Annotated in this window: 25 protein-coding genes and 1 CRISPR repeat array; of the genes, 12 read left to right on the plus strand and 13 right to left on the minus strand. The window is 60.2% G+C overall.

From position 1 onward, the window contains the following. Positions 1–64 precede the first annotated feature (64 nt). On the plus strand, positions 65–1,195 hold the full coding sequence (locus CYA_RS05200) for an LptF/LptG family permease (protein ID WP_011429983.1): 1,131 nt from the start codon (positions 65–67) through the stop codon (positions 1,193–1,195). 58 nt (positions 1,196–1,253) lie between these two features. After that, a CRISPR array of direct repeats spans positions 1,254–1,893; the repeat unit is 37 nt; unit sequence GTTTCCGTCCCCTTGCGGGGAAAAGGTAGGGATCAAC. A gap of 335 nt (positions 1,894–2,228) precedes the next feature. Beyond that, a complete protein-coding gene (ald, locus tag CYA_RS05205; RefSeq protein ID WP_011429984.1) occupies positions 2,229–3,320 on the plus strand; it encodes an alanine dehydrogenase in 1,092 nt (363 codons plus the stop codon). A gap of 9 nt (positions 3,321–3,329) precedes the next feature. On the opposite strand, the gene CYA_RS05210 is transcribed toward ald, so the two are convergent. Then, positions 3,330–3,962 (minus strand): ribonuclease D, encoded by a 633-nt coding sequence (locus CYA_RS05210; protein WP_011429985.1) that lies wholly within the window; start codon positions 3,960–3,962, stop codon positions 3,330–3,332. 239 nt (positions 3,963–4,201) lie between these two features. Continuing rightward, entirely contained in the window at positions 4,202–4,507 is a 306-nt protein-coding gene (gene rpsN, locus CYA_RS05215) for a 30S ribosomal protein S14 (RefSeq protein ID WP_011429986.1), read from the minus strand. Between the two features lie 144 nt (positions 4,508–4,651). On the opposite strand from rpsN, the gene CYA_RS05220 reads away from it, so the two are divergent. Continuing rightward, positions 4,652–4,975: a hypothetical protein gene (locus CYA_RS05220; RefSeq protein WP_011429988.1), complete on the plus strand. Its 324-nt coding sequence runs from the start codon at positions 4,652–4,654 to the stop codon at positions 4,973–4,975. Here the strand turns inward: CYA_RS05220 and CYA_RS05225 are convergent. Both CYA_RS05225 and CYA_RS05230 read right to left on the minus strand, forming a co-directional pair. After that, positions 4,972–6,492 carry a YcjF family protein gene (locus tag CYA_RS05225; protein WP_011429989.1) on the minus strand — a complete coding sequence of 507 codons (1,521 nt, stop codon included), beginning with the start codon at positions 6,490–6,492 and terminating at the stop codon, positions 4,972–4,974. The two genes, CYA_RS05220 and CYA_RS05225, sit on opposite strands and share 4 nt — an antisense overlap. Positions 6,493–6,572: 80 nt before the next feature. After that, entirely contained in the window at positions 6,573–7,064 is a 492-nt protein-coding gene (locus tag CYA_RS05230) for a cytochrome c oxidase assembly factor Coa1 family protein (protein WP_011429990.1), read from the minus strand. A 512-nt stretch (positions 7,065–7,576) separates the two neighbouring features. Here CYA_RS05230 and CYA_RS05235 point away from each other — a divergent pair. Next, positions 7,577–7,891, plus strand: a complete 315-nt coding sequence (locus tag CYA_RS05235; protein WP_041438224.1) for a hypothetical protein — start codon at positions 7,577–7,579, stop codon at positions 7,889–7,891. 22 nt (positions 7,892–7,913) lie between these two features. On the opposite strand, the gene recJ is transcribed toward CYA_RS05235, so the two are convergent. Then, positions 7,914–10,142 carry a single-stranded-DNA-specific exonuclease RecJ gene (gene recJ / locus CYA_RS05240; protein WP_011429992.1) on the minus strand — a complete coding sequence of 743 codons (2,229 nt, stop codon included), beginning with the start codon at positions 10,140–10,142 and terminating at the stop codon, positions 7,914–7,916. A 113-nt stretch (positions 10,143–10,255) separates the two neighbouring features. Further along, positions 10,256–10,423 (minus strand): hypothetical protein, encoded by a 168-nt coding sequence (locus tag CYA_RS14045; RefSeq protein WP_083759159.1) that lies wholly within the window; start codon positions 10,421–10,423, stop codon positions 10,256–10,258. A 263-nt stretch (positions 10,424–10,686) separates the two neighbouring features. On the opposite strand from CYA_RS14045, the gene CYA_RS05245 reads away from it, so the two are divergent. The 5 genes from CYA_RS05245 (at position 10,687) to CYA_RS14395 (ending at position 14,791) form a co-directional block, all read left to right on the plus strand. Beyond that, positions 10,687–11,610, plus strand: a complete 924-nt coding sequence (locus CYA_RS05245) for a metallophosphoesterase family protein (protein ID WP_011429994.1) — start codon at positions 10,687–10,689, stop codon at positions 11,608–11,610. 75 nt (positions 11,611–11,685) lie between these two features. Next, a complete protein-coding gene (locus CYA_RS05250; protein ID WP_011429995.1) occupies positions 11,686–12,432 on the plus strand; it encodes a phosphoadenylyl-sulfate reductase in 747 nt (248 codons plus the stop codon). Between the two features lie 28 nt (positions 12,433–12,460). After that, on the plus strand, positions 12,461–12,748 hold the full coding sequence (locus CYA_RS05255; protein ID WP_011429996.1) for an antibiotic biosynthesis monooxygenase family protein: 288 nt from the start codon (positions 12,461–12,463) through the stop codon (positions 12,746–12,748). Positions 12,749–12,879: 131 nt separating this feature from the next. Continuing rightward, a complete protein-coding gene (locus tag CYA_RS05260) occupies positions 12,880–13,224 on the plus strand; it encodes an ArsR/SmtB family transcription factor (RefSeq protein ID WP_011429997.1) in 345 nt (114 codons plus the stop codon). A gap of 620 nt (positions 13,225–13,844) precedes the next feature. Then, a protein-coding gene (locus CYA_RS14395) for an IS630-like element ISSoc15 family transposase (protein ID WP_148203181.1) occupies positions 13,845–14,791 on the plus strand; the annotation gives its coding sequence in 2 pieces (ribosomal slippage) (positions 13,845–14,181 and positions 14,181–14,791; 948 coding nt in all). 130 nt (positions 14,792–14,921) lie between these two features. Here the strand turns inward: CYA_RS14395 and tnpA (CYA_RS05275) are convergent. Further along, complete coding sequence (gene tnpA / locus CYA_RS05275; protein ID WP_011429998.1) at positions 14,922–15,398, minus strand: IS200/IS605 family transposase; 477 nt, start codon at positions 15,396–15,398, stop codon at positions 14,922–14,924. Between tnpA (CYA_RS05275) and CYA_RS05280 the strand changes: the two genes are divergently transcribed. Together CYA_RS05280 and CYA_RS05285 are read left to right on the plus strand one after the other, a co-directional pair. Further along, on the plus strand, positions 15,354–16,658 hold the full coding sequence (locus CYA_RS05280; RefSeq protein WP_228375464.1) for an RNA-guided endonuclease InsQ/TnpB family protein: 1,305 nt from the start codon (positions 15,354–15,356) through the stop codon (positions 16,656–16,658). The two genes, tnpA (CYA_RS05275) and CYA_RS05280, sit on opposite strands and share 45 nt — an antisense overlap. Positions 16,659–16,798: 140 nt before the next feature. Then, positions 16,799–17,989: an MFS transporter gene (locus CYA_RS05285; protein ID WP_011429999.1), complete on the plus strand. Its 1,191-nt coding sequence runs from the start codon at positions 16,799–16,801 to the stop codon at positions 17,987–17,989. Here CYA_RS05285 and CYA_RS05290 read toward each other — a convergent pair. The 6 genes from CYA_RS05290 to CYA_RS05315 form a co-directional block, all read right to left on the minus strand. After that, entirely contained in the window at positions 17,940–19,010 is a 1,071-nt protein-coding gene (locus CYA_RS05290) for an EAL domain-containing protein (protein ID WP_011430000.1), read from the minus strand. The two genes, CYA_RS05285 and CYA_RS05290, sit on opposite strands and share 50 nt — an antisense overlap. Before the next feature lie 170 nt (positions 19,011–19,180). Further along, the gene (gene gloB, locus CYA_RS05295; RefSeq protein WP_011430001.1) at positions 19,181–19,939 is read right to left on the minus strand and encodes a hydroxyacylglutathione hydrolase; all 759 of its coding nucleotides are present in this window, start codon (positions 19,937–19,939) and stop codon (positions 19,181–19,183) included. Between the two features lie 6 nt (positions 19,940–19,945). Beyond that, entirely contained in the window at positions 19,946–20,209 is a 264-nt protein-coding gene (locus CYA_RS05300) for a DUF3143 domain-containing protein (RefSeq protein ID WP_041438969.1), read from the minus strand. A gap of 127 nt (positions 20,210–20,336) precedes the next feature. Beyond that, entirely contained in the window at positions 20,337–20,735 is a 399-nt protein-coding gene (locus tag CYA_RS05305) for a J domain-containing protein (RefSeq protein WP_011430003.1), read from the minus strand. A 94-nt stretch (positions 20,736–20,829) separates the two neighbouring features. Beyond that, entirely contained in the window at positions 20,830–21,012 is a 183-nt protein-coding gene (locus tag CYA_RS05310; protein WP_011430004.1) for a 50S ribosomal protein L32, read from the minus strand. Between the two features lie 297 nt (positions 21,013–21,309). Beyond that, positions 21,310–22,581, minus strand: coding sequence for an RNA-guided endonuclease InsQ/TnpB family protein (locus tag CYA_RS05315; protein ID WP_011430005.1), 1,272 nt, complete (start codon positions 22,579–22,581; stop codon positions 21,310–21,312). Here CYA_RS05315 and tnpA (CYA_RS05320) point away from each other — a divergent pair. After that, complete coding sequence (tnpA, locus tag CYA_RS05320) at positions 22,537–23,013, plus strand: IS200/IS605 family transposase (RefSeq protein WP_011430006.1); 477 nt, start codon at positions 22,537–22,539, stop codon at positions 23,011–23,013. The genes CYA_RS05315 and tnpA (CYA_RS05320) overlap by 45 nt on opposite strands. The last annotated feature ends 64 nt before the right edge of the window (positions 23,014–23,077 follow it).

Raw genomic sequence — 23,077 nt, forward strand, 5'->3', positions numbered from 1 at the left:
TGAGGGCCTGCCGGAGAACCGTTCAAGCTAGCCTGAAATAGCCCCAATCCCTCAATTGTTGGACATGGCCCGCTTGCTCACCAAGTTCTGGCTGCTGGAGCGCTACCTGTTTGGGCAGATGCTCACGCCGGTGCTGGCCGGTATAGCTGGGGGAACCCTGCTGCTTTTGGCAGGCCGGCTCTTTACCTTGGCCGAGCGGCTGGTCGAGGGATCCGTGCCGCCCCTGACGGTGTTGCGCCTTCTCATTTTGGATCTGCCGGAGATGGTGCTGCTGGGCATGCCCATCGCCGCTTTTTTTGCCACCATGCTCACCTTGGGCAAGCTGAGCGGCAACAGCGAGATTACCGCCATGCGGGCAGCCGGGATCCCGTTTACGCGCATTTTTCGTCCCCTGTTGCTGGTGGGGCTGCTCATGAGCCTGAGCGCTTTTTGGATCAGCAACGTGCTCCTGCCGGCCAGCAAACGAGAAATCCGCCAGATCGACCAGCAGGCGCTCCTGGCCCGGGCCACCACCCCGGTGCAATACGACGTCTTTTTCAGAACCGCCCGCGTTGGCGGGACGGAAGACAACCTCTGGTTTTTCATCCGCCAGGTGGATCCGCGGCTGAACACCATGCAGGATGTCACCATCTTGCAGGTGGATCCCTTGCCGGGGGGCAAGTACCAGTTGGCAGAGGTGACCCTGGCGGCCCAGGCGGTGTGGAATGGCCTGGACTGGACCCTCAGCGAAGGGGTGACCCACCGCTACGGCCCTGACGGCCTCAGCCTGGCCGAAGAGCCCTTCGACCGCAAGCCGCTAGAGGTCTCCCAAGATCTGGCCGCCCTGATGCAGCCGCCGGTTCCGCCCAACGAGCTGAGCCTGCCGGAGCTGGCGGAGCGCATCTCCCGCCTGGCCCGCTCCAACCTCAATACCCAGCCCCTGCGCACCGAGTTCCACATGCGCTTTTCCCTGCCCTTGGCCAGCTTTTTTGCCGTCTTGATCTCCCTTCCCCTGGGATCCACCACTGCGCGGCGGGTGGGCCGCTATGGGGGTGTCGTCTTCGGGATCCTGTTGGTGTTTGCCTACTACGTGGTGCTGAGTGTGTCTCGCAGCCTGGGCGAAGCAGGAGCCCTTCCCCCCTGGGCGGCAGCCTGGAGCTTCAACATCCTCTTCGGCGGCCTCGGCCTGCTGCTGTTGGCCCGCTTCCTGCGCTAGGGATCCCTTCTGGGCAGAGCAACCCCCGACCTAACCAGGGATCCACCGGATCCCTATAGTTTCCGTCCCCTTGCGGGGAAAAGGTAGGGATCAACCTGTGCAAGCAGCCATTCGGGGGTCCGTGCTCCGAGAGCTGTTTCCGTCCCCTTGCGGGGAAAAGGTAGGGATCAACAACGGTTGGCTAATCCGGGAAACCGGATGGGAAATAGGGTTTCCGTCCCCTTGCGGGGAAAAGGTAGGGATCAACCAAATCCAGAACCAGGTGCTTATAGCACTTGTAAAGGGTTTCCGTCCCCTTGCGGGGAAAAGGTAGGGATCAACGGCGAAAGCCTGCGGATTCCGCTTGCTCCCCGCGTACGTTTCCGTCCCCTTGCGGGGAAAAGGTAGGGATCAACCTGTAATAAAACTCGGGAAGCGGCTCCGACTATACCGGGGTTTCGGTCCCCTTGCGGGGAAAAGGTAGGGATCAACTCGGGGCACCCCCTCTGGAAATGTAGATGCCAGTGTGGGTTTCCGTCCCCTTGCGGGGAAAAGGTAGGGATCAACTCATCGACGACTAACTTTAAGGAAGGCTACCTTATTGGTGTTTCCGTCCCCTTGCGGGGAAAAGGTAGGGATCAACTCATCGACGACTAACTTTAAGGAAGGCTACCTTATTGGTGTTTCCGTCCCCTTGCGGGGAAAAGGTAGGGATCAACCCTACCCCCGGAAAAGGCTGAATCCATAAGGTTTTCAAGGTGCGTTTGCGAGGGAGTACGGAGACTTCCCGAAACAGATATTAACACTGCTTCGCCGGATAAGCGCAAGTCGGGAAATTCGCTGTTTTGAGGGCATTATGTCACGTTTTTGGGTCAATTTGGGCAGGCAGTTCTAGATTCCTCTTAAAGCCTGGTGTTGCCAGGGGAAAGCTAACAACGGCTCGCCCCGACAGATTGCGCACAAAACTTTACAATTCCTGCCGCCCCCCGTCGGCCAGGGATCCCATCCCAGCGCTGGTCTGTCTAGACTGGAAGACAGCCCTATGGGGATCCCTATGCGCATTGGTGTGCCCAAAGAGATCAAGGAGCAGGAGTTTCGCGTTGGCCTGACGCCGGCGGCGGTGCGGGCTCTGACGGAGCAGGGGCACCAGGTGTGGGTGGAGACCCAAGCTGGCCAGGGGGCGGGCTTTAGCGACGAAGACTACCAAAAAGCGGGGGCCAAGCTGGCCGCCACCCCTGAGGAGATCTACCGGCAGCAGTTGGTGGTGAAGGTCAAAGAGCCCCTGCCCGCCGAGTATCCCCTGCTCCACCCGGATCTGATCCTGTTTACCTATTTGCACCTGGCGGCCAGCCGCGAGCTGACTCAGGCCCTGCTGCGTTCGGGGGCCACCTGCCTGGCCTACGAGACGGTGGAGCTGGCCGATGGATCCCTGCCCCTCTTGATGCCCATGAGCATGATTGCCGGGCGGCTGTCGGTGCAATTGGGCGCCCACTACCTGACTCGCCAGCAGGGAGGGCGAGGCGTGCTGCTGGGCGGGATCCCAGGCGTGCCGCCGGGGCGGGTGGTGATCCTGGGCGGGGGCACGGTGGGCACCGAGGCGGCCAAGATGGCCGTTGGCCTGGGGGCGCGGGTGCAGATTTTGGACATCAACCTGCAGCGCCTCAACGAGCTGGAGCTGATCTTCGGCTCGCGGGTGGAGCTGCTCTACAGCACCGCCCAAAGCATCGAGGAATGTGTCCGCGAGGCTGACCTGGTGGTGGGAGCGGTGTTGGTGCCGGGCAGACGCGCCCCGGTTTTGGTGAAGGAAGAGCTGGTGGCCCAGATGCGGCCCCGCTCTTTGATCGTGGATGTGGCCGTGGATCAGGGGGGGTGCATCGCCACCACCAAGGCCACCACCCATGCCCAGCCGGTTTACGAAGCCTATGGAGTCTTGCACTACGGGGTTCCCAACATGCCGGGGGCCGTCCCCTGGACCTCGACCCAGGCGCTGGTCAACGCCACCCTCCCTTACATCTTCAAGTTGGCCAACCTCGGCTTGAGCGCCGCCTTGGAGCAGGACCCGGCCCTGGCCAAGGGGCTCAACCTCTGCGGCGGCAAGCTCATCCACCCGGCGGTGCGGGCCACCTTCCCCGACTTGGCCAACTGAGGGCCTTCGCTACTGGTGCTCGAAGACGTTGCCATATCCCAGCAGATCCAGCTCCACCAGGGTGGGGAGGTGTTGAAAACAGCGCTGTGCCAGCTCCCAGCGCTCTTCCCGCTGCAGCATTTGGGCCAACTTGTGGCGCACCGGGATCAAGTAACGAACATCGTTGGCCGCGTACTCCAACTGCTCCGGCGAGAGGGCCTGGACGTTTCCCCAGTCGGAGCTCTGGGCAGTTTTATTCAGCTCCACCCCGCACAGCTCGCCCACCACGTCCTTCAGGCTGTGCTTGCTGGTGTAGGTGCGGGCCAGCTTGCTGGCAATTTTGGTGCAGAAGACCGGCCAGGCCTGGATCCCCAAGTGGTAGCGCAGCATGGCCAGGTCAAAACGGGCGTAATGGAAGATCTTTTCGATGTTGGGATCCGTCAGCAGCCGCGCCAAATGGGGGGCCTGCTTCACGCCGCGGCTCAGCCGCAGCAGCACCACCTCGCCGGCAGCGTTGGCTATTTGCACCACACAGAGCCTGTCCCGCTGTGGGATCAGCCCCATTGTTTCGGTGTCCACAGCCAAGAGGGTTTCCCCGGCCAGCGCCTCTGCCACTTCGGGGGTGAGATCTTCGTCGCAGATCTGGAAAGGCTCTAGGGCCACAGGGATCCCTCGCTAACTTGGCGAGAGCAGCCGCCCGGCTGAGATACTTCCCTCGCCTGAAGACAAAAGTTTTTGACATCTCAACCAGCGCCGCTGGCCGACCAGCCCTGAGCAAACTCCACCCCCCTCGGAGACAGGAGATGCCCTCCCCTCGACTGAGACGGCCAGCAGCCTGGTTTTCGCTCACAACGCTCCGCTCCTGCGGGCGGGGTTGTAACCAGCGGCTGGCAAGCTTGGCTCTACCAGCTTGCCTTGACCACGCCCGGCAGCAGGCCGCGGTGGGCCATTTCCCGCAGGCTGTTGCGGCAGAGGCCGAAATCCCGGAAATAGCCGCGGGGACGCCCGGTTTTCCAGCAGCGGTTGCGCAGGCGGGTGGGCGAGCTGGCCCGAGGGAGTTTTTGCAGTTGGGCGTGCAGCTCCATGCGGGTGGCCTGGTCGATGTTGGGATCGGCCATGGCCGCCTTGAGTTGTTGGCGCTTCTCCCGGTATTTTTCGACCAAGCGTTGGCGCTTTTTCTCCCGCTCGATCATGCTTTTTTTAGCCACGGCTCACCTGTTTCCCCAATTTTTCGGCTTTACTAGGATAGCGGGCAACAACAATCTGCAGCAAGGGATCCCCGGTGGGATTCCCGTGGTCGACTGCTTGCCCTTGCGGCGATCTAGCTGTACAGGCCAAGTTGAGGGTGGGGGATGGCCCTTTCCAAAGTAATTTCGTTCATCGCTGCCAAGTTCAAGGTTTCCCCGGAGCAGATCGAAGCCGCCCGCGTGGTCATTTACAGACCGCCGGCGTTGCTGGCCGTGCTCAAGTCGGTTCCGCCGCTGCCCAAAGAGGTGCTGGCGGATCCCAGCTTGACCTACGCCTACCCTGCCCCCTTTATCGAGTGGTCGAAGCGGATGCACGGCCTGGCGGAATGGGACGATGTGCCCGCCCTCAGCTACGCCGACTACGTGGCGCAGATGGAGCTGGCCTTCATGCCGACGGACATTGCTGTCGAGGCCACCAACAAGGACTAGCGCAGGCGAAAAACCCGTTCTGAGGCCTGGCGGACAAACTCCTTGAGCCAGCCCGATTTTTGGGCGCTCTCCACCTGGGCCTTGACCACTGCCTGCATCCCCCCTTCCCCCCAGCTTTGGTTGCGCTGGAAATACTCGATGAAGCTTTTGCCGGCAATGCGGGTGAGATAGCCGGCGCTGGCCGCCTGGATGGGGGCTGTCGCCAAAAAGCCAACCACGCTCACCTCAGCCACGGTGGCCAGGAGCCCGGTGGTCAGTTGGAGCGCCCCCTCCACCAGCCCCAGGCCGGCCAGGGTCTTGGCCAGCGACAGGGCCAGCTCCCGCCCCTGCTGCAGGTTCATCTTGCAGCCGTAGAGGGATCCCAGCTCCACCACCATCTGAGCGTTGATGGCGGCAATGGCCAGCAAATCCAGCGCCGGGATGGGGTTGGCAAAGACCACGCCGGTCACGATCCACTGAAAGCGGTCGATCACCTCCTCCGCCTGGCGGCGCAACTGCGCCTGGATGATCCGCTTGGCCTCTTCGCCCAGTTGCTGGGATTGCAGCAAGGCATTGTCCAACGCCAGGGATCCCCCCTCGGCGTAGAGCACCGCCTGGACGCGATCCCGCACCGCCGCCACCTCCGGTTCCGGCTGCCAGGTTTGGGATCCCACCTGTACAGGGGCTGGAGCAGCGGCGGCCGGCAGCACATCTTCCGGTTGGATCAAGGGGTAAACCCGTTCCCGCAGCCGTTGCAGCAGGAGCCGCCGTTCTTCGGGGGTGTAACGGTCGATTTTGTTGAGCACCAGCAGAGCCCGCTTGCCCAGGGCGATCAACCGACGCAAGGGATCCACCTCCGACCGGCGCAGATCCCCGTCCACCACCACCAGCAGCAGATCGGCAGCTTGGGCCTGGGCCTGCGCCTCCTCTTCCCGCATCGCCCCTGCCGGCCCGATCTCCAAAATGCCCGGACAGTCCACGATCTGCACCGGGTGGGGGATCCCGGGCAGGTCCCAATCGTAAACCGCCACCGCCTGCGTGGTGCCCAGCGTTGCCCCCACCGCCCCCACCCGCCGCCCCAGCAGCGCGTTCACCAGCGAGGTTTTGCCCGCCGATCCGGTGCCGAAAACCACCACCTTCAGTTGCGGCTGGGCCAACTGTTGGGCCAGCCGGGCCGACCGTTCCGCCAGCGCCGCCCGCGCCACCTGATCCTGGATCTGCGCCATCTGAGCTTCTAGTTGCGCCAGGTTGCGCCGGGCTGCCTCCCACTTCTCGGCAGGAGTTGCCGGGGGAGCTGGCCTGGGAAGCCTCTCGGTTTTAGGGGCGGGGCGGAACAGAAACAAGTAGTAGATGGAAGCGGCCAAAAACACCAGCAGCAGCAACACCAGCACCCCGATCAACAGCCCCCCCAAAATCGGGTGGTAGCGGGTGGCGTAGTACAGATCCAAAAACGATTGGATCAGCCAGACGATCAGGCCCGCGAACGAGGCCAACAGCGCCAACAGCAGCAGCAAGCGCAGATAGGGAACTGTTCGCATAGGGATCCAGGGCCACAACCGTTCGCGTCAGCGGGACGGAGTCCTTTTGACTTTACCCGCGGCTAAGCATGTCCAACTACTCAGATCTCGCCTGTCGGCAGCACTGCCCCTGCAGCCGGCTCCTCTTGTTCACAGCGGGATCCCCCCTCCCCTTTCAGGATCTGTATGGCCTGTGGATCCCCATCCACTTTCACCTGCAGATGGCGCAACTGCCAGGCTGAGCCGGCCACCCCCCGCTCCGACTCCACAGCCACCTCGCCGGTGCGCCGGGATCCCGTGATCAAAAAGGACAGACAGGCCCAGCCGGCTTGCTCATCCTCTTGAAAGCGCAGCCGCGAGGGCCAGCCCGGACGCAGGGGATCCCCCAGCCGCTCCACCACCACCGCAGTCTGTTCGAGCCGCTCCACCGCCAACTGGTAGGTGCGATAGGCGCCTGAAGCCCGGATCCCATTCCAGACCAGGATCCCTGCCCCCGCCAGCCCCAAGCCCAGCACCGCCAGCAGGCCCAGACAGCCGCATCCACAGCAGCCCAAAGGGGCGGCACAGCCGACTTTTTGGGGGCTTTCCGACACAGCCAATCGCAGAAGTAGGACGCCCCCAAACTAACACAGAACGGCTGCGCTGCCCCCTGAGGGGGGAGCCAGCTCTCCCTTGGCAGGGATTGCAGAAAGTAAAGTCTGGACAGGCCTACGCCATTTGTCGGTAGTTGCAAGGCCTCTTCGTTTCCGTATTACTACAGACAGTGGCTCGAAAAAATAGGATGTCGGCCAAGTTAAGCAAGTTCAGACAAGCCATTTGCAAGTTTAATTTTGCACTGCCCCATCAATGGGATCCCTAAGTATCCAATTGCTGCTCCGGCTTCGAGTTAGACGTGAAAGTCTAACGCATCGCCGATCCTAGGTTTCTCTCCGCATGGGATCTGAGCAAAGTCGAAGCTTATAAACCCGTGAAAGGCCCGGGATCTTGGGCAGCGAAAAAGCCGGCAAAGTGCGTATATCCAATCCGCCATTCGGCGCAGTCCATTTCAGAGGGTCTTGCCGAGAATGAAACCAGCGAAAAGTCTCAATCCAATAGCATCCCCACCATGAGCGAGATCAAAAGCACGATTGTGCAGCAAATTATTCAAACTGCCATGATGACCGGTCTGCTTACCGCTGCTCAGGAACACGAACTTAACGTCAAAGTCTTCCAAGAGGATTGCTCCGAGGCTGACCTCTTCCTGCTGCGCCGCCTGCACCGCTGCCTACGCCAGGGATCCATCCGCCGGATCCCGGCTTTGCACAACACCATAGCCGTTGGCCGCTTTGGCCCTCCCTTGCGCCCGCTGCCCGACAGAGCCGAAGAGGCACAACTCCAGCCGGCAGGGCTAAGCGTAGTGCGCAATCCCAAAGTTGGCTGATGGTGGTGCCGGGGGGCGTCTTCTACTTCGGAGAAACAACTGCCGGCAGGGGATCCGGTCGCAGCAGCCGCTGACAGAGCTGGGCGATCTGGGTGGGGCTGGCTTCGTCCAGCCAGCGGTGAAAAGCTTGGGATTCTTGAATGCGGCCCAGCAGCCGTGTTGGGATCTGCTCCGGCCCCTCCAATTCCGCCAGCCACTGCCAGGGCAAGCCGGTTGTCGCCGCCAGGACATGGGGATCCCATTGTCCCGTCCGCCCCAATTCCTGGAGTCGGGCGATTTGGTGGGGGAGGCGCTTCCAGTGATGACCAGAAGCGGCCAGGATCAGCGTTTGCGGCTGCACCTGCTGCAGCAGTTGGGCTAGATTTGCCGGCAGCCAGGGCCAGCGGGCCAGCAGCAGAGCTGTTTTTGCCGACGGGAGGAAGTCTTGCTCGAGAGGAAGGGCCTGCCCATCGTAGCGGAAGACTTCTTGGAGGGAATCCGGCAGGGGGCGTTGCCGGTAATCCTGGATCCGAAGGCTGGGGGCGGAAACGGTGGGCGCCTGCCAGTCGCCAGAGGGGCGCACCGCCAGCACTTTGCCCTGCCAGGGCTGCTCGGCTTCCAACTGCAGGGCGATGTCCAAGGCCTGGCATGCTTGCCACCGCTCCAGCTCTTCGCCGGCTTCCCAAAACCAGAGGGCACGGGATCCCAGCTCAAACTTCAGGTGGCGGCCATTCTGGGAAGCCCTCAGCCTGACGCTGCCGCGGCGAACGTTCATCAAGGCTACGACAGGGTTGGGGTTGCCGTGGCCAAAGGGCTGCAGAAGCTGCAACTGCCGATACACCTCGTCCAGCTCTGCCACCCTATCCCGGCCCTGAGAGGCCAACCGCTCCCAATCGATAACAATCTCCACCGCCAAGGCGCGAGCTTGGCGATCCGGGCCGACCCGTGCGGCCAGCTCCCGCCGCAAAGCCAGTTGTACGGCGGCCAGGCAGGACAGATCCACTTGGATCCCAGCGGCCATGGGGTGGCCGCCTCCCCCCAGCAAGAGGGGACGCACAGCCTCGATGGCCTCCACCAGGTTCACCCCCGGAATCGAGCGGCCCGAACCATAGCCCCGTCCCGTCCTCTCGTCTTTGGCAATCAACACCGTCGGGCAACCGTACTGCTCCGCCAAGCGCGCCGCGGCGATCCCCAAAACCCCCGGATTCCAGCCGCTTCCGGCCAAAACAATTGCCCGCTCCCGCGCCAGATCCAAGCTCTCCACCTGTTGGCTGGCCTCTTGCAGAACCTGTTGGGTGAGTTGCCGACACTCCTCATTGAGGGCAACGAAATGCTCCACCAGCGTCTGGGCCCGCTGCGGATCCGAGGTGGTCAACAGCTCCACCGCTAGGCTGGCATCGTCCCAGCGACCAATGGCGTTCAGCTTGGGGGCAAGGCGAAAGGCGATGTCCTGGGCTGTCGGCGTTCCTGAGGATTGGCTGTTGCTCACCCAATCCAAAAGAGCCCGCAGCCCCGGACGCTGGGTGTTGGCCAGCACGGGCAGGCCCCGCTGCACCAGGTAGCGGCACTCCCGCTGCAACACCGCCACATCGGCCACGATCCCCACCGCCACCAGATCCAGGTACTCTTCTACACCAGGGATCCCCAGCGCTTGGTAGAGGGCCTCCGCCAGCTTGTAGGCCACCCCCACCCCCGGCAGAAAGCGCAGCGGGTGTTCCTCTGGCAGGCGCAGCGGGTTGACCACCGCATAGGCAGGGGGCAAGGGATCCGGCAGGGCGTGGTGATCCGTCACGATCACGTCCATCCCTTGGGCTTGGGCCAGAGCAATCTCGGCAGCATTGCCTATGCCGCAATCCACCGTCAGGAGCACCTGGCAGCCTTGATCCAGCACCTGCTGCAGCCGCTGAGGGTTCAAGCCATGCCCTTCGGTGCTGCGCAGCGGTAGAGTGAACTGGACTCGGAAGCCCAAGGTTTGTAGCGCCGAGAGCAAGAGGCTGGTGGCGGTAACGCCATCGCAGTCGAAGTCTCCCCAAATGCAGAGGGTTTCTCCTCTTTTTCTTGCCTGCAACAGCCGCGCCACCGCCCGCTCCAGATCCGGCAGGGATCCCGCTGGCGTGGGAGAATACTGATTAGGATCGACAAAAGCCCGCGCCTGTTCTCGGCTGTGCAACCCCCGCAGAGCCAGCACCTTGGCCGCATACTTGCCGTACTCTCGGCTCAGCTCCGGATCAAATTGAGGCGGGGTGGGCAGCAGATCCCAGCGGTATTCCATGCAAGCTCGACAGGAATAAAACTCCCTGGGAGCCTATCAAAAACTGCTCAGGGAGAAAAGCAGCTTGGGATCCCGGAAAGCAAAAGCCGGGGTGAGCGATCCCTGCCAACCTGCTATTGACAGCAGTGAGAGGCCACGCAGCAAGGGGAGGGGTGGGCGTGGTCATGGGTGGCACAGGCTTGGCTGCAGTAGAGTTGGCCTTCGTAGCGATAGCCTTGGCTGCTTTCGAAGCTGCAGTTGCAGTGGTCACAGGCGCAACGAACAAGGGTGGTAGCAGACATGATTTTTTCTCCTTGCTTGAACTGAGGGATCCTCTTGTCGAAGATCCGTGTTGCTATACCCTAGCAGTTGCTCGGCAGCGGCGCCGGAACAAGAATCAGACTCATTTGTGACGATTCCAAATCGCAGCAACCACAACTCCCCTCTCCCAAAGGGAGAGGGGCTGGGGGTGAGGGTATCCTGGCTGAGGTTAAGAGAAGCCCATAGCCCTCTAGCCGGTTATTGACTATGATGCGGGCGTGAGGTGTGAATAAGTACCTAGGTGATGGCCACCCAAAGGATTTGCTTTGCCCAAGTCTCAGATGTTCACCTAATGCCGGAGACAGGGTGCCGCTGCTGGTGGATGTCCGATTCCCCCCGCCGCCAGTTGGAAGCTGCCGTTGCCCATCTCAACCAAGTGCCGGATCTGGACTTTGTGGTGTTCACCGGCGATTTGGTGGATCAAGCCGATCCGGAGAGCTTTGAGGTGTTCCAGGAGATCCTCGCCCAACTGCGGGTGCCCTACTACCTCAGCCTCGGCAACCACGATATCGACACCTTGGGGAGGGAGGGGCGCTTCAACCGGGAGCAATTTATCCGCTGGTGCCAACGTCAATTTCCGTTGCCCCTTGCCCCCACAGGCTATGTCGATTACAGCCTTTCCCCCCTGCCTGGGATCCGCTTGATTGCCCTCGATGCCAGCCTGGGCCAGTTCCCTCTGCCCCAGGGCGTGCTGCGCCCCGCGCAACTGCGCTGGCTAGGCGAACATCTACAAGCGGTGCCGGAGGAATGGCTGATCCTGCTCATCCATCAGCCTCCCTTTATCTCCCCCACCCAAATGGATGCGGTTTTGTTCCGCAAGTACCGGCTTCGCAGCGAGCAAGCTGTAGCTCTGCATACCCTCTTGGCCGACCACGGGCGGGTGGTGGCAGTGTTGAGTGGACATCTGCACGTGCCGAAGGTCTATGTGCAGGACGGAATCCCCTACCTGACAGCGCCGCCTCTGGTGGGGCCGGTCTCCGCTCTGCGCGTGTTTGAGTTGGACGTCAACCCACGGCGAGGGGTGTTGCGCTACCACTGGGTTCACCTGCCGGAGCCGGATCCCAGACCTCTCTGGCATGGCCTGGTCATGGGAGTTCGGCGGGATCGCTGGGGACAAATCCCCCTGCGGGCCAAAGGATCTCGATCCCTGCCCGCCGTTGCCCAGTAGCCAAAAATCCTAAACCTTGACCGAATTAGTGTAGATTAAAAAGGCAAAGAGCCTTGGATTCGATGTCTTCCCCCTATGACTGCAACCCTTTCTTCCTCCGGCCACTGGGAGCTGGCGGCTCAGGCGTTACGAGAGCAGTATCAGCCGCAGGTAGCTTCTCTGAGCGAGCGATTTGAGCCTTTGTCGGCGAGCGACCTGCTGGCCTGGGCCGTTGCGGAGTTTGGGGACGGGCTGGTGCTGGCCTGCAGCTTTGGACCGGAAGATCTGGTTCTCATCGATCTGCTCACGGCCATTCGCCCCCAGGTGCGCGCCTTTTTCCTGGATACCGATTTTCACTTCCCGGAAACCCTGCAACTGCAGCAGCAGGTGTTGGCCCGTTACCCCCATTTGCAGCTGGAGATCTTCAAACCGCTGCTCACCCCCGAAGAGCAGGCGGCGCAATATGAGCCGGAGCTGTACCGCACCAACCCTGACCTCTGCTGCAGCCTCCGCAAGGTAGAGCCCCTGAATCGCGCCCTGGCCAACTGCACCACCTGGATTACGGGGATGCGCCGCGAGCAATCCCCCACCCGCGCCGATATCGGCAAGGTGCAGTGGGATGGCAAGCGCAACCGCCTCAAGCTCAACCCGCTCGCCGACTGGACAAACGGCCAAGTCTGGAAGTACATCCTCGACCACGGGATCCCTTACAACCCCCTCCACGACCGCAACTATCCCAGCATCGGCTGCATCCACTGCACGGCGCCGGTGGAGCCGGGAGCGGATCCCCGCTCTGGCCGCTGGAAGGGCACAGCCAAAACCGAGTGCGGCCTGCACACCTAGCCTATGAACCCTTCGCCTGTCCTATGAGGTGGCTCAGTTTGAAGTCAGCCCCGGCTCTGAAGCCGCTTTTGAGGCTGCCATCGCGCAAGCCTTTGTCTACCTACAACAGACCGATGGCTATCGGCAGCACCAACTGCAGCGCTGTTTAGAGCACCCTCAGCAATACCTGTTGCTGGTACACTGGGGATCCCTGGAGGCCCATTTGGTTAACTTCCGCCAATCGGAAAACTTTGTCCGCTGGCGCGCCCTCCTCGAGCCCTACTTTGCTCGGCCACCGCAGGTGTTGCATTACCAACTGCTGCCGGGGTTGACCTGATCAGAGGCAGCGCGAGCCTAGGGTTGCGCTGGTGCTGCAAAGCAATGGCGGCCTTCCCAGTCCAGGAGCAACTGGGGTGGGGGGAGTGCTTGCCGACGGGAGCGCAAAGCTCTTGCTACCCTAGTCGAAGGATGGTTTCGTGGTTGGCCAAGGTAGAGGAGGATTTGCTGTGTGAGCAGGTACGGGAGGGATTTCACGCTCTCTCCGATCCGATTCGCCTGCGCGCGCTGCAACTGTTGCGTGGGCGGGAGCTGTGCGTTTGCGATCTCTGCGAAAAGCTGCAGGTAAGCCAATCCAAGCTCTCGTTTCACTTAAAGACCTTGCGAGATGCGCAGTTGGTCAACGCTCGCCAGCAGGGGCGCTGGATCTACTACAGCCTCAACCCACCTCGCTTTCAGCTCTTGCAGCATTTTTTGGATAGCCTAGGACAAGCTGCGCCCTCTGAGGTTGCCGTTCCCTGTGCGGAGGATCCCTAGGTATTTATCCTCGATTGAGGCGCAGGTTGCTTGCCCTGCCGCCCTAGCCCTGGGGGGGGACGCCACAACCCCCGCTACAGGGCCTACGGCCCGCTGACGTGAAGGAATCTCAAACTGCCTCAGCAGATACTTCCTCCTCAGATTCACCCCCCACCCTGTCTTGGTGAAACCTGACCAGAAGTTTCCGCATCTGAGAAGCCGTCTGCCGACACTCTCGGCGAACAGCTACCTTGACACTCCCACCGCCTAAAGGCGGGGGATTCTTACGCAGTCCACAAAAGAACCCGCAACGGCGTTGTCAAAGCGCCTCTAGACAGTTCCTTAACGCAAAGCCCCAAGGTTCTGCTGACTTTCTTAAGCAGGTTGGCGGCAGCATTCGCCTCAGCCCAGAGGGTCTCCACCCGTCGGGTTTTTCACCATAATTAGGTAGCTCATCTCCATCTAGGAAGCTTGCCTGCGAGCTGTACGCCTCCTCTACCTCAATAAACTCCATGCCATAATGCCGACATAATTGCGCAATACGCTCCTTGAACCGACCTGTTGGAATGAAAACAAAGTTTTGGTTACAGCCTTTTAATTTAAAATAGGGTACAGGTATTCAAGAGGAAGGAGAGAAAGGAATGCCGACTCATTCTTTGGATTTGCGGCAAAGAGTTGTAGCAGCCTACCAGGCAGGTAACACCTCCATCCGCCAGGTAGCTAAACGCTTCATGGTGACCAAAAGAACAGTACACCGCTGGGTGCGTCAGTACCAACAAACTCAAGATTTAGCCCCTAAGAAAGCAGGCACCAAGCGAGTGGGCATTTTGGAACAACATCGGCAGGAAGTGATGGCAATTATTACAGAACACCCAGACTTCTACCTGTGGCAGTATCAAGAACTGTTGCGCGAGCGCTTAGGAATCAATGTAAGCATCGTCACGATACATAATTTCTTGAAAAAGCAAGGAATGACTCTAAAAAAAAGACCTACCGCAGTGCAAAAGTCAAAGAAGAGGAGGTGCAAAGGGAACGACTAGCTTATAGTCAAGAAGTCAGGAATATTCCAGCGGAGGATTTGATTGCCATCGACCAGACGGGAGTCTGGGAGGGAATGGAGCGGAGAGTATCTCGGAGTTTACGTGGTCAAAGGGCTTATCATTATCGTCAGAGATACAAGGGTGAAAAGTATACGGTTATTGGAGCTATTTCCTTGAGAGGTGTAGTTGGCTGTCGTGTCATCAAGGGTGGGATGAAGAAAGGAGATTTTTTGGAGTTTTTGAGAAGCGAGCTATGTCCGAAGCTAGATGCGAGGAAGGTTGTGATTATGGACAATTTAAATATCCACAAGAGTCGGGAAGTTGAGGAATTGATTAGGGGGACAGGAGCACGAATCCTATACCTGCCTGTGTATGCGCCGGAGTTGAATCCCATTGAGATGATGTGGTCGGTGTTGAAGCATTTTATTCGGCAGCTTTGCAGAATTGGGAAATATAGCATGGAGCAGATAGTGAAGACTTCTTTACTACTGATCAATCCATCCTCCTTCCGAAGTTGGTTTGCTAAGTGCTGCTATTGTACCCCTTGAGCCCTTAACAGGCTGTACTTGCCACAGCGTCCAAGTATTCCATCAAAACCTCCGGGGTACTCCCGCCACAGCGCAGCTTGGCGGGATGGGGGATAGGCGGTGAGACGAAGGGGTTCAATGCCCCTGAGTCTCACAATCTGGGCGTTGCCTGCTGCTCGACATACTTCTTCAACTCCTCAACGGTGACCCCACCACAAGAGGCAACAAAATAGGCCCCTGTCCAAAATACAGGCTTGCTGTAGAACCGTGCCACCTCTGTGGCGAACTCTTTGCGAATCAACCGGCTGGAGACTGTTTTCAGGTTGTTCACCAGCCTTGAGACCTGGACATCCGGCGGAAAACTCACCAACAGATGCACATGATCCGCCTCACCGTTGAACTCCACCAAGGAACAGCGCCACTTTTGGCAGGTCGCTCGAAATATATCTTCCAGCCTCTGCAACATTGGAGCAGTTATCACCCGACGACGGTACTTTGTCACCAGCACCAAGTGGATTTGTAGGCTGTAAACAGAACGATGGCCTATGTTGTAGCTCGTTGCGCTAAATGCTAGAACCGTCTCATGATTCTCACCCACGAGTACCGGATCCTGCCCAGCGACGACCAAGCCGCTCTGATGACCGAGTGGCTGGAATTGTTGCGGCGGCAGTGGAACGACGCTCTGGGGCAGAGACTGGACTGGCTGACCGCAACCCGTTGTCCAATTGACCGTTGCAGTCTTGTCTCGTGCCCGTTGCCTGTGTCAGAAGCTCCGCTGGAGCCGAATTATTATCGGCAGGCGGGATCCCTCAAACAAATCAAGCAACTGTTCCCGGCCTACCGGGGCGTTTACGCCGAGGTGCTGCAGCAAAACTTGATGCGGCTGGACAAGGCGTGGAAAGCGTGGCTGGAGCCGGATAGCACAGGCAAGTGGCGGGGGCGGCCTCGCTTCAAAAAAGCGGGGGAGTTGAGATCCTTCACATTTCCCCGCATCAACGGCCCCGGCCCCCCTACATCCCCCCGCCCCCCCTGCCCCCCGTATACGGGGGGTTGGGGTGCCAGCAGGGGGGCGGGAGCGCATCTGGAAGGGGAGACTCTGCGGCTGAGCAAGATTGGCTCGATGCCTGTGGTGCTGCACCGCCCCTTGCCGGAGGGGTTTGTGCCCAAAACCTGCACAGTGGTGCGCAAGGCCGATGGGTGGTATGTCTGCATCAGCTTGGAAGACAAAAGCGTTCCTCTCCCAGAGCCTGTGCCGGTCAAAAGGGCGGTGGGCATTGATGTGGGATTGGATAGGTTTCTCACCACCAGCGATGGGGAGGTGGTGCCTATCCCGCGGTACTACCGCCAAGCTCAAAAGCACTTGGCTCGACAGCAGCGGCAACTGAGCCGCAAGGTGAAGGGATCCGCCAACTGGAAGAAACAGGCCACGAAAGTTGCTTGTTTGCAGTTGCACGTTGCCCGACAACGCAAAGCGTTCCACTACCAAGTGGCGCACTGGCTGGTGGAGCAATACGACCTGTTGGTGGTGGAGGATCTCAACGTCCGAGGGCTGGCACGGACTCGGTTGGCTAAATCGATTTTGGATGCAGCCTGGGGACGATTTCTTGACATTCTGACAGCAGTGGCGGTCAAACGCGGCAAACAGGTGTTGAGAGTGGATCCCCGTGGTACGTCCCAAAATTGTTGTGTTTGTGAGGAGCGTGTTCCCAAGGCCTTGTCGGAACGGGTGCATGATTGCCCTCGTTGCGGGTCGTGGGACAGAGACTTGAACGCTGCTATCGAGATTTTGAAGCGAGGACTCAGGTCCCCCCGTATACGGGGGGATATAGGGGGGCGGTGGGACTGCCGCTCTCTGGCTGTGGAGGATCCTGGTTTACCAGTCCGTTGAAGCAGCAACTCCGGGAAGTGATTCTCGGAAGCTCCCGTCTACAGCCCGTCAGGGCTTAGCGGGAGAGGATGTCACCACGCTCCTCAGCCCCAGCCATAGTCCCGATCCCCAGTTGGATTGCCCGTCCTCAGGAGCTGGCTATGTCCGATTCTGCTTGGCGCTTTATCTTCCTCCTCGGGATCGTCAGCCTCTGCGCTGACGCCACCTACGAGGGGGCCCGCAGCATCTCCGGAGCTTTTTTGGGATCCCTGGGGGCCAGCGGCACGGTGGTGGGGCTGGTGGCCGGCGGGGGAGAATTGTTGGCCTATGGGCTGCGCCTGGGCGTGGGCTACTGGAGCGACCGGCTCAGTAGGGATCCCTCTCGGCCCAGTCGAGGGCACTGGCAGCTCACCACCCTGGGCTATGTTGTCAACACGGCGGCGATCCCCGCTTTGGCCTGGGTGGACAGTTGGCCTTGGGCCGCTTTGCTTTTGCTGGCCGAGCGCCTGGGCAAAGGGATCCGCACCCCGCCGCGGGATGTGTTGCTCTCCCATGCGGCTCTGCAGGTGGGCCAGGGCATTGGGTTTGGCCTGCACGAGACCTTGGATCAAATCGGGGCGGTGGGGGGGCCGCTGCTGGTGGCAGGGATGGTTGCCGCCGGCTACGGGTTCCGGGGTGGATTCTTGGCCTTGGGGATCCCGGCGGCCCTGGGGCTGGGGGTGCTGGGGCTGGCCCGATGGCTCTATCCCACCCCGCGCGACTTTGAGCCGGAGCCGGAAACCGCTCCAGCACAAGGCTTTTCCAGGGTCTTTTGGCTCTATCTCATAGCAGCGGCCTGTGTGGCCGTGGGGTTTGCCGACTTTCCCCTCATTGCTTTCCATCTGCAACGACAGTCGGGGAGCGAGGAGGCAGGGATCCCCTTGCTCTACGCCCTGGCCATGGGGGTGGATGCCTTGGCGGCCTTGGGCTGTGGCTGGCTGTTTGACCGCATCCGGCTGGGGAGCCTGCTGGGGGCGGTGGTCCTGTCTGCCGGTTTTGCGCCGCTGGCCTTTTCCGGCAGCTACGGGCTGGCGGTGGTGGGCATAGTGCTCTGGGGGATTGGCTTGGGGGCTCAGGAATCGGTCATGAAGGCGGCAGTAGCCGGCATGGTGGCTCCCCAGGCGAGGGGCTTTGCCTTTGGGCTGTTTACCAGCCTCTACGGCCTGGCCTGGTTTTTGGGCAGCGCCCTGATGGGGGTGCTCTACGATCTCTTCCTCCCAGCTTTGGTCATCTTCTCAGTAGCCGCTCAAGCCGTGGGGGCAGCTATCCTATGGATCCTAATCTTGGGGGAACAGGCTGGGGCCGGGCGATGAAAAAGCCCTGCACCAGGTCCACCCCGTGGTCGCGCACCCACTGCAGCTCCTCTGCCGTCTCGATCCCTTCGGCCAGGGTGACGATCCCCAGCTCTTGGGCCAGCTCCAGCACCTTTTGGGCAATCACCGCCTTGTAGGGATCCCCATCTACGCCGCGAATGAGCTCCCTATCCAGCTTGATGACATCTGGCTGCAACCGGTGCAACAGGTTTAGGGATCCGTAGCCGGCGCCCAGGTCATCCAGCGCCACCCGAAAGCCCGCCTGCCGGTAAAACCGCAAAATCCACTGCAAATGATCCAAATCGGGGCTGCGGTCGGATTCATTGACCTCAAACACCACCCGTTCTGGCGGGATCCCGGCGCGGCTGATGGCCCAGACAGTAGAGCGCAGGCAAAAGGCTGGGTCGTAAATGGCCGTGGGGCTGAAGTTGATGAACAGATCCCCCTCGAGGCGGTGCTGGGTGGCGGCAGCAATGGCCGTGCGGCGGGCAGCCAAGTCCAGGTGATAGAGCAACCCGGCTTCGCGGGCCGTGGCAAAAAGCAAGTCCGGGCCAATGACCTTGCCCTCTCTGTCCAACCCCCGCACCAGCGCTTCGTGGCCCACCACCCAAGCGGGATCCCGCGCCCGGACAATGGGCTGGAAATAGGTGGTGAGGCGGTTTTCCTTCAACAATTCCAACAACAGCTCGGCTTGGGTGCGGTGGAACAACTGCAGCAACGACTCCACCCGGGCGCAATCTTGCCAGCAGGGATCCCTATCCCCAGGCAAAAACAAGGCGCGGCTGGCCTGCATCTCTTCTTGGGAGAGAACCTCGGCCATTGTCTCCAGGGTCTTCTTGAGGGCCCCCTGGGCAATGGCAACAACTAGGCCAAGGTCTTCCAAAAGTTGAACGGGAACCTCTGTCTTGGCCTCCAGGGCCTGCCAGATTTTCCGGTGGGTATGAGGAGTGGGCAGCCAGAGAAACAAACGCCCTGCCTCCTGCAAAAAGGTGGGCAGAGCTGGGCAGTCAAGACAAGACATGGGGGCTTAGGGAGTAGCCATGCAGGCCCACCGAGGTTACCTATCTTACTTAGCAGTATGTCCCGCCTTCCCGAAAAAAGAAGCCAATCTTACGGAAAGCAAACTGGGAATCCCCAGCGTCAGGACAGGATCCCAATCACAACTCGGCCCCGTTCGCGTTCCGGCCAGCCTTAGAATTGATCCTTCATACCCCGCAGCCGGGCAAAAACCCGCACCGGATCTTGAGCGCCCGTAGCCGCCCGCAAAGCCGGCTGATCCCAGCGCAAAAAAGGATTGGTGCGGCGCTCTTCGCCGATGGTGCTGGGGACAGTTGGGGATCCCGCCTGGCGCAGGGCCACCACCTGTTGGTAGCGCGCCTGCAAGTCGGGGTTGTCCCCATCCACCGTCAGGGCAAACTTGAGATTGTTCAAGGTGTATTCGTGGGCACACCAGACCCGCGTGGCTTCCGGCAACTGCCGCAGTTGATCCAGGGATCCCAGCATCTGCTCCGGGGTGCCCTCAAAGAGGCGCCCGCATCCCCCGGCAAACAGGGTATCGCCGCAGAAGAGATCCCCGCTTTCGGGAAAGTAGTAGGCAACATGTCCCCGCGTATGGCCGGGCACAAACAGCACCTTCGCCTGCCGGCCCGCAAATGCCACCGTCTCTCCCGCCTGCAGCTCCACCGTCTGGCCCGGGATCCGTCCCCGATCCGCCTGGCTGCCGTAGACGACGGCACGGGGGTAGCGGGCCAAAAGTTGCAGGTTGCCCCCCACATGGTCGTGGTGGTGGTGGGTGTTGAAGATGGCCACCAGCTCCGCCCCTAGCTCAGCCAGTTTATCCAGCACCGGCTCGGCCACTGTCGGATCCACCACCGCTGCCGTGGCCGTCTCGGGATCGTGCAGCAGATAGATGTAGTTGTCGCGCAGGGCAGGCAGTTGCAGAATGCGCATAGCCGGCTAGTCCTCAAAAATGGCCTGCTCTACATCCTGGCGGCTTAGCGAATAGGGAAAAGACAGAGTTTTGGTGTTGCCATCAGGATAGGTATAGCGCACCCAAATGCTGGTCTCCTCCAGGCGCAGGCAGGCTTTCCAGCCGGGCCGCTCGCAAAACCACTGCTCCACATCCTGCGGGTCACGGGTGCAGCCCTGATCCTCCAGCCAGCGTTCGATGGCGTGGAGCGGGTGATTGTAGAGAGGCGTAGTTGCAGGAGGCAAAGGCATGGCGAGATGGCGCGCAGAGAAGCCGTCGAACAAAACAAAAGTTAACAACCTATTCCATTCAAGCACCTTATCAATGGGAAGCCCTGAGCGCTTTGTCTTAACCTCATCCACAAGCAACCGGAGTTGGTCAGCCCACCCCACCCTCCCGTAGCCAGGCCAAAGCAACCGCCAACACCAAACACGCCACGAAGGTGGAGCCCATCAGCAGCAGGGCGCAGAGCTCGCCCGCCGAGAGAGGCCGGGTTTCCATGCGCAGCTCCAGAGAATCAGCACCGGGGGATCCCATGTTGGCCGTCACCGCCCGCAGGCTGGCATCGTAGATGGCCCGTTTTGCCGGGTTGCTGAGGACAAGGTAGGCTTCCTGGAGTTCTTGGAAGCAACGAATCGCCACCTCTGGCGCCAGAGGAGAAGTGTCGGGATGGTAGCGTTTGCTCAACTGCCGGTAGGCCCGCCGAATGTCCTCAGGAGAGGCCCCTGGAGACAAGCCCAGCCGCTGGTAGTAGGTAAGAGAGGTCAACGAGCGCATGCAAGTCGCTGAACAGCCAAGACTGGGAGGTAGCAGAACAGCTCTCAAGAGAGCCTGACCCCAATGTAAACCACTCTTCCGGCTATGGGGATCCCTATTCTTCTCCCTCCTCTTCTTCCGACTTGGCTTTGGGGTAGTAGAAGCCGGTGTTGCGACCGCTGAGGATGGCGCGCCCAATGGTCATCGCCCGCTGGGCCTGAAGCTTGGCTTTGCCCAGCCAAACCGCATACCGCCTGCGACTGCGGGCTTTGGAGGTTTTCTTCTTAGGAACAGGCATAGCTTGTACAAAAACACAGCTTTACTAGGCTAACACTGAGTTTGCACGCTCGATCCCAATCTAAACCCGGCCCAATAAAGCGGGTCAAGCTTTTTCCGGCAACTCACAAAGGGCGAGCATCTCTGCTCAGTCTTAACTGTTGAGATCTGTCAACTCCTCTGTGCCAACCTTCTCAATCCCTTCTCCCAATGGCCTTGGAATCGGTAGAGTATAGGACATCTTCTGGGAACAGGCGCCCAGGTGATGCCGGTCACCGCCCCGCTTTTGGGTGCAAGCTGAGAGTGACATCCTCTCCCGCTAAGCCCTGACGGGCTGTAGACGGGAGCTTCCGAGAATCACTTCCCGGAGTTGCTGCTTCAACGGACTGGTAAACCAGGATCCTCCACAGCCAGAGAGCGGCAGTCCCACCGCCCTGAGTCCTCGCTTCAAAATCTCGATAGCAGCGTTCAAGTCTCTGTCCCACGACCCGCAACGGGGGCAATCATGCACCCGTTCCGACAAGGTCTTGGGAACACGCTCCTCACAAACACAACAATTTTGGGACGTACCAGGGGGATCCACTCTCAACACCTGTTTGCCGCGTTTGACCGCCACTGCTGTCAGAATGTCAAGAAATTGTCCCCAAGCCGCATCCAAAATCGATTTAGCCAACCGAGTCCGTGCCAGCCCTCGGACGTTGAGATCCTCCACCACCAACAGGTCGTATTGCCCCACCAGCCAGTGCGCCACTTGGTAGTGGAACGCTTTGCGTTGTCGGGCAACGTGCAACTGCAAACAAGCAACTTTCGTGGCTTGTCTCTTCCAGTTGGCGGACCCCTTCACTTTGCGGCTCAGTTGCCGCTGCTGTCGAGCCAAGTGCTTTTGAGCTTGGCGGTAGTACCGCGGGATAGGCACCACCTCCCCATCGCTGGTGGTGAGAAACCTATCCAATCCCACATCAATACCCACCGCCCTTTTGACCGGCACAGGCTCTGGGAGAGGAACGCTTTTGTCCTCCAAAGTAATGCAGACATACCACCCATCGGCCTTGCGCACCACTGTGCAGGTTTTGGGCACGAACCCCTCTGGTAAGGGGCGGTGCAGCACCACAGGCATCGAGCCAATCTTGCTCAGCCGCAGAGTCTCCCCTTCCAGATGCGCTCCCGCCTTGGGGCAATTGATGCGGGGGAATGTGAAGGATCTCAACTCCCCCGCTTTTTTGAAGCGGGGCCGCCCCCGCCGCTTGCCTGTGCTATCCGGCACCTGCCACGCTTTCCACGCCTTGTCCAGCCGCATCAAGTTTTGCTGCAGCACCTCGGCGTAAATGCCCCGGTAGGCCGGGAATAGTTGCTTGATTTGTTTGAGGGATCCCGCCTGCCGATAATAATTCGGCTCCAGCGGAGCTTCTGACACAGGCAACGGGCACGAGACAAGACTGCAGCGGTCAATTGGGCAACGGGTTGCGGTCAGCCAGTCCAGTCTCTGCCCCAGAGCGTCGTTCCACTGCCGCCGCAACAATTCCAGCCACTCGGTCATCAGAGCGGCTTGGTCGTCGCTGGGCAGGATCCGGTACTCGTAGGTGATAATCATGAGACGGTTCTAGCATTTAGCGCAACGAGCTACAACATAGGCCATCGTTCTGTTTACAGCCTACAAATCCACTTGGTGCTGGTGACAAAGTACCGTCGTCGGGTGATAACTGCTCCAATGTTGCAGAGGCTGGAAGATATATTTCGAGCGACCTGCCAAAAGTGGCGCTGTTCCTTGGTGGAGTTCAACGGTGAGGCGGATCATGTGCATCTGTTGGTGAGTTTTCCGCCGGATGTTCAGGTCTCGAAGCTGGTGAACAACCTGAAAACAGTCTCCAGCCGGTTGATTCGCAAAGAGTTCGCCACAGAGGTGGCACGGTTCTACAGCAAGCCTGTATTTTGGGCAGGGGCCTATTTTGTTGCCTCTTGTGGTGGGGTCACCGTTGAGGAGTTGAAGAAGTATGTCGAGCAGCAGGCAACGCCCAGATTGTGAGACTCAGGGGCATTGAACCCCTTCGTCTCACCGCCTATCCTCCAGCCCGCCAAGCTGCGCTGTG

Origin of the sequence: Synechococcus sp. JA-3-3Ab, assembly GCF_000013205.1 — a bacterium.
Classification (GTDB): domain Bacteria; phylum Cyanobacteriota; class Cyanobacteriia; order Thermostichales; family Thermostichaceae; genus Thermostichus.

Excerpts from the sequence above, each read along its gene's own strand:
- CYA_RS05200 (WP_011429983.1), top strand. The coding sequence starts at position 65 with ATGGCCCGCTTGCTCACCAAGTTCTGGCTGCTGGAGCGCTACCTGTTT.
- ald (WP_011429984.1), top strand. The coding sequence starts at position 2,229 with ATGCGCATTGGTGTGCCCAAAGAGATCAAGGAGCAGGAGTTTCGCGTT.
- CYA_RS05220 (WP_011429988.1), top strand. The coding sequence starts at position 4,652 with ATGGCCCTTTCCAAAGTAATTTCGTTCATCGCTGCCAAGTTCAAGGTT.
- CYA_RS05225 (WP_011429989.1), bottom strand. The coding sequence starts at position 6,492 with ATGCGAACAGTTCCCTATCTGCGCTTGCTGCTGCTGTTGGCGCTGTTG.
- CYA_RS05235 (WP_041438224.1), top strand. The coding sequence starts at position 7,577 with ATGAGCGAGATCAAAAGCACGATTGTGCAGCAAATTATTCAAACTGCC.
- recJ (WP_011429992.1), bottom strand. The coding sequence starts at position 10,142 with ATGGAATACCGCTGGGATCTGCTGCCCACCCCGCCTCAATTTGATCCG.
- CYA_RS14045 (WP_083759159.1), bottom strand. The coding sequence starts at position 10,423 with ATGTCTGCTACCACCCTTGTTCGTTGCGCCTGTGACCACTGCAACTGC.
- CYA_RS05245 (WP_011429994.1), top strand. The coding sequence starts at position 10,687 with ATGGCCACCCAAAGGATTTGCTTTGCCCAAGTCTCAGATGTTCACCTA.
- CYA_RS05250 (WP_011429995.1), top strand. The coding sequence starts at position 11,686 with ATGACTGCAACCCTTTCTTCCTCCGGCCACTGGGAGCTGGCGGCTCAG.
- CYA_RS05260 (WP_011429997.1), top strand. The coding sequence starts at position 12,880 with ATGGTTTCGTGGTTGGCCAAGGTAGAGGAGGATTTGCTGTGTGAGCAG.
- CYA_RS05280 (WP_228375464.1), top strand. The coding sequence starts at position 15,354 with ATGATTCTCACCCACGAGTACCGGATCCTGCCCAGCGACGACCAAGCC.
- CYA_RS05285 (WP_011429999.1), top strand. The coding sequence starts at position 16,799 with ATGTCCGATTCTGCTTGGCGCTTTATCTTCCTCCTCGGGATCGTCAGC.
- CYA_RS05290 (WP_011430000.1), bottom strand. The coding sequence starts at position 19,010 with ATGTCTTGTCTTGACTGCCCAGCTCTGCCCACCTTTTTGCAGGAGGCA.
- gloB (WP_011430001.1), bottom strand. The coding sequence starts at position 19,939 with ATGCGCATTCTGCAACTGCCTGCCCTGCGCGACAACTACATCTATCTG.
- CYA_RS05300 (WP_041438969.1), bottom strand. The coding sequence starts at position 20,209 with ATGCCTTTGCCTCCTGCAACTACGCCTCTCTACAATCACCCGCTCCAC.
- CYA_RS05305 (WP_011430003.1), bottom strand. The coding sequence starts at position 20,735 with ATGCGCTCGTTGACCTCTCTTACCTACTACCAGCGGCTGGGCTTGTCT.
- CYA_RS05310 (WP_011430004.1), bottom strand. The coding sequence starts at position 21,012 with ATGCCTGTTCCTAAGAAGAAAACCTCCAAAGCCCGCAGTCGCAGGCGG.
- CYA_RS05315 (WP_011430005.1), bottom strand. The coding sequence starts at position 22,581 with ATGATTATCACCTACGAGTACCGGATCCTGCCCAGCGACGACCAAGCC.